Source organism: Streptomyces sp. ISL-10 (genome assembly GCF_018614575.1).
Lineage (GTDB): Bacteria > Actinomycetota > Actinomycetes > Streptomycetales > Streptomycetaceae > Streptomyces.
Genome location: NZ_JAGGOJ010000040.1, coordinates 93632 through 100875 on the forward strand (window position 1 = coordinate 93632; position 7244 = coordinate 100875).

Sequence of the window (7244 nt, forward strand, 5' to 3'; positions counted from 1 at the left end):
GCCTGCGCGGCCCCGCGATCCCCTGGCCGCGCCGGTCAGACCGCGTCGACGAGGACCAGGGAGTGGATGCGGTCCGGCGCGCCGGGCCGCGCGTAGTACCAGCCCTGAGCCGTGTCGCAGCCGATCTCGCGCAGTTGCTCGGCCTGGGCGCCGGTCTCCACGCCCTCCACGGTCACGGCGAGTTCGAGACTGTGCGCCAGCGACACGATGCCCTCGACGATCTTCAGATCGACGGGGTCGGCGGGGTGCTGCTGCATGCCCTGTGTGAAGGAACGATCCAGCTTGAGCACGCTCACCGGCAGCCGGCGCAGATTGGCCAGGTTCGAGTAGCCGGTGCCGAAGTCGTCGAGCGCGATGTCCACGCCCATCTCGGCCAGTTGCCGCAGCGGCTTGAGCAGGTCCTCGTCGGCTCCGATGAGCGCGGACTCGGTGACCTCCAGGCACAGGGCGCCGGGCTCCAGGCCGGAGCGCTCCAGCACGTCGACCGTGTCCGCGACGAGCCCCGGGTGCTGGAGCTGGGCGGGCGAGAGGTTGACGTTGATGCGCAGCGGACCGCCGTCGGTGTGCCGTCTGCTCCAGTACCGGGCCTGGCGTACCGCCTCCTGGAGCACCCAGCGGCCGAGCGGCACGATCAGCCCGGTCCGTTCGGCGAGCGGGATGAACCGGTCCGGGCCGAGCACCCCGTGCTGCGGGTGGCACCAGCGCACGAGTGCCTCGGCGCCGTGCACGCTGCCGTCGCCGAGATGCACGAGCGGCTGGTACTCGATGAAGAACTCGCCGCGCTCCAGCGCGGCGGGCAGCGCGTTGGTCAGCCCGTGCCGGGTGATGGCGCGGGCGTCGGCCTCCGGGTCGGCCAGCTCGGAACGGTTGCCCCCCGCCGACTTGGCCCGGTACATGGTGATGTCGGCGCTGCGCAGCACCTCCGCGCTCGTCCGCTCGCCCGCCGGTCCCTCGACGATGCCGATGCTGCCGCGCACGGTGAACTCACGGCCGTCGATGGCGACCGGGGTGGCGAGGGCGCCGAGGATACGGGAGGCCAGCTCGTCCACCTCGCGCTCGGTGTCGGGGCCGGTGGTCAGCGCCACGAACTCGTCCCCGCCGAGCCGCGCGACCATCTCACCCGGCGCGGTGGCACAGCTCTGCAACCGGTCCGCCACCTCCACGAGCAGCCGGTCGCCGGTGGCGTGCCCGAGGCTGTCGTTGATGGCCTTGAAGCCGTCGAGGTCGAGGTAACACAGCCCGAAGCGGGCGCCGTTGCCCGCCGACACGGCCTTGTCCAGCCGCTCGAAGAACAGGCTGCGGTTGGGCAGCCCGGTCAGCGCGTCGTGTGTGGCCTCGTAGCGCAGCCGCAGGTTGAGCAGCCGGCGTTCCGTGGTGTCCTCCAGCAGGACCAGCTGGTACTGCGGGGCTCCTTCGGCGTCGCGCAGCAGTGAGACGGTGAGGTTGGTCCACAGAACGGTTCCGTCGTTGCGGTAGAACGGCTTCTCCGTCCGGTAGTGCTCGCGCTCGCCCCGCACCAGTTCCCCGTACAGCTCCCACACCTGGGGCCGGTCCTCGGGGTGCACCCACTCGGTGACCTTCCGGCCGCGCACATGGTGTTCCAGGCCGCCGAACATCTGCATGAGGGTGTCGTTGACCTCCAGCAGATTGCCGTCGAGGTCGGCGATCCCGATACCGATCGCGGCCCCGTCGAACACCGCACGGAAACGGACCTCGGTGGCGTGCATCGCCTCCAGGGCGTCGTTGCGCGCCAGCAGCGAGGAACGGGCGATGGCCTCCTGCTCGGCGAGGGTGCGTTCGCGCAGGGCATGGGCGAATCCGGCGGCGACCGCGTGCTGGAGCCGGGCGCAGCGCGCCCTGTTCTCCTCGGCGGTCTGCTCCGGGTCGCCGCAGTACAGGACCAGGTAGGAGTCGACGACGCCGAGCGTGCGGCTGAGTGCGTCGGGGTTTGTGCAGTGCGCGTCGACGAGCGCCCTGCCGATCAGCTGGGCCGCCTGCGCGGCGAACGGGCGCTCGCGCAGCGCGCGGCACAGATCCCGCGCGACGGGCAACAGATGCTGTTCGAACTCGGGTCGTGTCATCGACGTGGCCGTCACCGGGAAGATGGCCCGGCTCCAGATCGTCGCGAACCGCCTGAGTCTGTCCTCAAGAGCGTCCGGCTCCACCTCGGCACCGGTCGCCTGCGACGACGGCTTCACGCCTTGCGCCCCACCCCGGAGAAGCCCGAGAAGGCGTACGGGTCCTCCTGGTCGACGGGTGCGTCGGGCCGCCAGTGCGGCATCGCGACCAGGCCGGGCTCGACCATCTCGAATCCTTCGAAGAAGGCCGCGATCTGATCGCGGGTGCGCATGATCAGGGGGTTGCGGATGTCCTCGTAGACACCGACGGCACCGCCTGCCACATCCTCGGGGACCGGTATCCCCTCGTACGAGGCGTGGGTGAGGACCAGCAGGCTGCCGGGGGCGAGCGCGTCCCGCAGCTCGGCCACCGCCGCGTACGGGTCGTCCTCGTCCGGGAGAAAGTGCAGGACGGCCACGAGCAGCAGGGCCACCGGCTGCTCCAGATCGAGCAGGTCCGTGACCTCGTGGCTGTCGAGGATCTGCCGCGGCTTGCGCAGGTCGGCGCAGACCACGGCCGACCGCTCGTCACCGTCGAGGAGGTTGCGGCTGTGGGCGACGGCCACGGCGTCGTGGTCGACGTAGACGACGCGGGCCCCGGGGTTCGCCGCGCGGGCCACTTCGTGCACATTGCCGAAGGTGGGAATGCCGGAGCCGATGTCGAGGAACTGGGTGACGCCCTGGCCCGCCGCGTAATTCACCGCCCTGCGCATGAACGCCCGGTTCGCCTGCATGATCTTGGGGAGACCCGGCAGGAACTGCATCGCCTTGCGCGCCGCTTCCCGGTCGGCCTCGAAATTGTGCGAGCCGCCCAGGTAGAAGTCGTAAATGCGGGACACGCTCGGCACCGATATGTCGATGCTCTGCGGGGCCCAGGCGGGACGCTCCATCGATGTCTCCAACAAGTCGCCACGGCGGTCGGCCATGTCCATGGCCAGCGTTCGAGCCGAGGCTACTGATCGCCCGCCAAGAGGGCGACCCCAAACGGAAATTAGCGGTCCGTTCTTGGTCACACGTATGGGTCATGTACACGGGTCATGACCGATCGTCACGGGCCCCCGGTACGGGCCCCCAGCACATGCAGCCGGCCCGCCGTCACACCCGGGAGGTGTGCGGCGGGCCGACGGGGTCGGAGGCGCGATGTGGGGACTACTTGGGCGCTCCGACCGGCTTGCCCTCCGGCGACACGGCGTACCATGTGCCACCGACGCCCTGGCCGTTGGTGTCGCCGGGCTTGGCGTCGCCGGAGAAGGTGTAGATGGGCCAGCAGTCGATGGTCTGCTGCTCGATTCCGTCAGGCCGGTCGAAGGTGACGAAGCCCTTCTTGAGGATGCCCACGGTGTCGTTCTTGTCGACGGGCTCTACCACGGGCCACTTCTCGAGGCAGTCGCCGGTGCACGCCGTCTTCATGGGCCAGGCGGAGTCCTTCATGAAGCGGTAGACGGTCATGCCGTTCTTGTCGACCACGACCTCGCCGAGCTTGGGGTCCTTGCGCACGGAGAGGCCCGCGAGATCCGCGGCCTCGCCGCCTTCCTCCGCGCCGCCTTCCTCCGCGCCGCCTTCCTCCGCGCCACCGCCGGGCGCCGCCTTCTTGCCGTCCGGGGCGGACGCGTACCAGGTGCCACCGACGCCCTGGCCGTTGACGTCACCGGCCTTGGTGTCCTTGGCGTAGCGGTACATGGGCCAGCCGCCGATGGTGAGCTGCTTGGAGCCGTCCGCCCGGGTCACCTCGCCGATCAGGGACGGGTCGACACCGGGGGCTGCCGTCGCACCGCCGGCGGCCACGACGGGCCATGCCTTCGCGCAGTCGCCCTCGCAGTTGGACTTCGGCGGCTTGGCGGTGTCCTTGTCGAACCGGTAGAGGGTGAAGCCCTCGCTGTCCGTGACGACCTTGCCGAGGTCCTTGCTCTCCCAGACGGCGAGCTGGCCCGCGGGCTTCGCAGCGGCGGCCTCGCCTCCGGCGTCGGAGCCGTACCCGGCGTCCGAGTCGTACCCTCCGCCTCCGGGGGCCGCGGGGTTCGCGGCGCCGACCGCCTGGCCGTTGGGGGTCTGGGTGCCCTGGTCCTGACCGCACGCCGTCGTCAGCGCGAGTACGGCCGCCGCGGTCACCGCGAGCGAGGCGTTCCGCCAGGTGTTCATGTCCACTCCCGTAGTTCTTCCATCCGGTGCGGCACCCGGAGGCGCCGTTCATGGTCCTAGGTACGGACGGAAGGCGGACCCTTGTTCAATGCGCGGGAGAAAAACTTCGAAGCCGTGGCCACGAATGGTAAAAATCCCGTTGTCACCAGGCGAATTCGCCCCCTGAGTCACCGCACGGGAAATGGCTTGAACTCAACTCAACCATGCGGCGCTCGTGTCGCTCCCGCGCCGCCGCGTCAACGGAAGCGGTCGAGTGCGGCCCGCACACGCGAGCGCAGTTCGTCACTGCCCTTGTGCCCCGAGTCCTCCATGACGACCAGCTCGCAGGCGTTCCACTGCCGCGCCAGCTCCCAGGCGGTGTCCAGCGGTGAACTCAGGTCCAGACGGCCGTGGAAGAGCACGCCCTCGATTCCGTCCAGCCGATGGGCGTCCCGCAGCAACGCGCCTTCCTCGAGCCATGCGCCGTGCGCGAAGTAATGGGAGGCGATCCGCACCATTGCCAGCCGCGCCTTCGTGGGCCGTCCGCTGTACGGGTCCGGTCCACCGTGGGGTTCCAGCGACAGTACGGCGTCCTCCCACCGGCACCAGTCGGCGGCCGCCTTCTCCCGTACGGCGGGATCCGGGTCGTCCATCCGGCGCGCATACGCGGCCACGACGTCCTCGGGCCGCGCGGCTTCGGGCACTCCCGCGCGGAACCGGTCCCACTGCTCGGGGAAGAAGCGCCCGACTCCCCGGTAGAGCCAGTCGATCTCGCAACGCCGCGTCGTGGTGACGGAGCTGATGACGATGCCGGCGACCCGCTCCGGATGCCGCTCGGCGTAGGCGAGCAGCAGCGTCGAACCCCACGACCCGCCGTGCAGCACCCAGCGATCGACCCCGAGGTGGACCCGCAGCAGTTCCATGTCGGCCAGCAGGTGTGCGGTGGTGTTGTGCCGCATGCCGGCGCCGGTCTCCGCCGCATGGGGAGTGCTGCGCCCGCAGCCGCGCTGGTCGAACAGGACGACCCGGTAGGCATCGGGGTCGAAGTACCGCCGCATGCCCGGCGTGCAGCCCGACCCCGGCCCGCCGTGCACGACGAGCGCGGGCGTGCCGTGGGGGTTGCCGCACACCTCCCAGTGCACAAGGTTGCCGTCGCCGACGTCCAGCATGCCCTCGTCGTGGGGCTCGACAAGCGGATACAGCTCAGCCATGACCAGGCGTCCTCTCCCCTGATGCGGTCCGCCTCGGCGGCCGGCCCGAAGAAATACAACAGTGCTGTTGGATTATGGGCGTGACCCGCTCCGCCCCGGCCGGCCCCGGCCCCGAACTGCTCGGCACCCGGCTGCGTCTGCTGCTCGGCCGCCTGGAGGCCGATGTCGCGGCGGTCCACGCCGACCTGGGCCTCGCGGGCATACGCCCGCGCTACGTACCGTTTCTGCGCACCCTCGCAGCCGGCGGCCCCTCCTCTATCCAGGACCTGGCCACTATCCAGGACCTGGCCACCGTGGTCGGCGTGACGCACTCGGCCGCGAGCCAGACGGTCGCGCAGCCGGCCCGCGAGGGACTCGTGCGAGTGGGTACCGGTCGGGACGCACGCCGCCGCCTCGCGTCGCTCACCCCCACGGCCCGGGACCTGCTGCCCACCCTGGAGACCGAGTGGGAGGCGACCTCTGCCGCCGCAGCCGCGTTCGACACCGAGCTGTCCCACCCGCTGAGCGAGCTGATCACCGAGGCGCTCGAAGCGCTCGACCGGCGACCGATGCGCGAACGGATCACGGCCGCGCTCCCCCATCCCATCCACGGCCGGCACTGACACCCCGACACGCTGCGCTTCGCCCGTCTGGTGCAGCGTCATGCCCCATTTGCCCTACACCGATCGCGTGCGTCCCCCGCCGCTCTTAGCGTTTCGGTGATCGAGGAGCACTCCCCGACCTCTGCGGAACGGTTCCGCTACTGCTCCTCGGGGACCCGGAGGTCCGACCATGCGCGCGATACGTGCCGCGTCCGCCGCTCTGCTCGGAGCGGCCGCACTCGCCCTGACCGCTCCCACCTCAGCTTTCGCCGTCAACAACACCCCGTACGACTTCGCCGTGACGCCCTCGACCGTCGCCGCGGGCGGCCGTGTGACCCTCACCGCGGGCGGCTGCCCCAGCACGACCACCGTGACGTCAGGTGTCTTCGACACCGTCACAATTCCCCAGAACGGCGCGGCCACGGCGGTGGTCGACTGGGACGCCAGGCCGGGTGCCGTGTACTCGGTCCAGTTCAACTGCATCGGGCGGATCGGCACGCTCGATCTCACCATCTCCGGCGGCACCGCCACGCCGACCGCGGGCTCCACCCGGTCTGTCACGACCGTCGCCCCCTCCGGCGTCCGCGGTGGCACCGGCGGCAGCTTCAAGGGCATGAACACCGCCGAGATCGCGGCGGGCGGCGCTCTGGTCGCCGCCGCGGCCACGGCGACCGTCTTCGTCGTCCGCAGGCGCTCGGCGGATCGCCGTCACTGATGAGCGGCCACCGCCGTCTGTGTTGCTGCAGTACCCGCCGTACCAACTCCACAACTGGTCGGAGCCAACCGCCCGTCGCCCCGAGTCCTGCGCAGGACTCGGGGCGACGGGCGGTTGGCTCCGATCGGGAGGTTCGGCCGATCAAGCCTGACCGCTGACCGTACGGCGGCGGCGGACGATGAAGACGCTGCCGCCGACGGCCGCCGTGGCGACCAGGCCGGCACCGACCGCCATTTCGGCGCTGGTGGGGCCGATCGACCCGCCGATACCGCCCGCCGCACCGCGTGGGGAGATCACGGTGAACGAGGCGCTGGCGGTCCGCGGGCTGTCGTTGCACCGGACCGTCAGGTGGTAACTGCCCGGCGCGGCGTTGTTGCGGACGCGGGCCGTGGCCACGGCCTGGCCGCTGTCGGCGCGGCTGCCCCCATTGCCGCCTCGGTTGCCACCGTCGCCCCCTTCGCCCCGGTTGCCACCGTCGCCACCTTCACCCCGGTTGCCACCG

7 protein-coding genes are annotated in these 7244 nt (G+C 70.9%); 2 read left to right on the forward strand and 5 right to left on the reverse strand.

Translation table 11 applies throughout. The features are described 5' to 3' along the window. Positions 1-35: 35 nt before the first annotated feature. The 4 genes from J7E88_RS32695 to pip all read right to left on the reverse strand — a co-directional run bounded on the left by J7E88_RS32695 (position 36) and on the right by pip (position 5446). Entirely contained in the window at positions 36-2198 is a 2163-nt protein-coding gene (locus J7E88_RS32695; protein WP_215187084.1) for a bifunctional diguanylate cyclase/phosphodiesterase, read from the reverse strand. Next, the gene (locus J7E88_RS32700; protein ID WP_215187101.1) at positions 2195-3007 is read right to left on the reverse strand and encodes an SAM-dependent methyltransferase; all 813 of its coding nucleotides are present in this window, start codon (positions 3005-3007) and stop codon (positions 2195-2197) included. Before J7E88_RS32700 ends, J7E88_RS32695 begins: the two co-directional genes overlap by 4 nt. Positions 3008-3266: 259 nt before the next feature. Next, positions 3267-4256 (reverse strand): SCO0930 family lipoprotein, encoded by a 990-nt coding sequence (locus J7E88_RS32705; RefSeq protein WP_215187085.1) that lies wholly within the window; start codon positions 4254-4256, stop codon positions 3267-3269. Between the two features lie 236 nt (positions 4257-4492). Next, positions 4493-5446 carry a prolyl aminopeptidase gene (pip, locus tag J7E88_RS32710; RefSeq protein WP_215187086.1) on the reverse strand — a complete coding sequence of 318 codons (954 nt, stop codon included), beginning with the start codon at positions 5444-5446 and terminating at the stop codon, positions 4493-4495. Positions 5447-5526: 80 nt separating this feature from the next. On the opposite strand from pip, the gene J7E88_RS32715 reads away from it, so the two are divergent. Both J7E88_RS32715 and J7E88_RS32720 read left to right on the forward strand, forming a co-directional pair. After that, on the forward strand, positions 5527-6048 hold the full coding sequence (locus tag J7E88_RS32715) for a helix-turn-helix domain-containing protein (protein ID WP_308307696.1): 522 nt from the start codon (positions 5527-5529) through the stop codon (positions 6046-6048). Positions 6049-6217: 169 nt separating this feature from the next. Next, positions 6218-6742, forward strand: coding sequence for a hypothetical protein (locus J7E88_RS32720; protein ID WP_215187088.1), 525 nt, complete (start codon positions 6218-6220; stop codon positions 6740-6742). A gap of 141 nt (positions 6743-6883) precedes the next feature. Here J7E88_RS32720 and J7E88_RS32725 read toward each other — a convergent pair. Then, the coding region (locus J7E88_RS32725; RefSeq protein ID WP_215187089.1) for a hypothetical protein at positions 6884-7244 on the reverse strand (361 nt) is incomplete at its 5' end.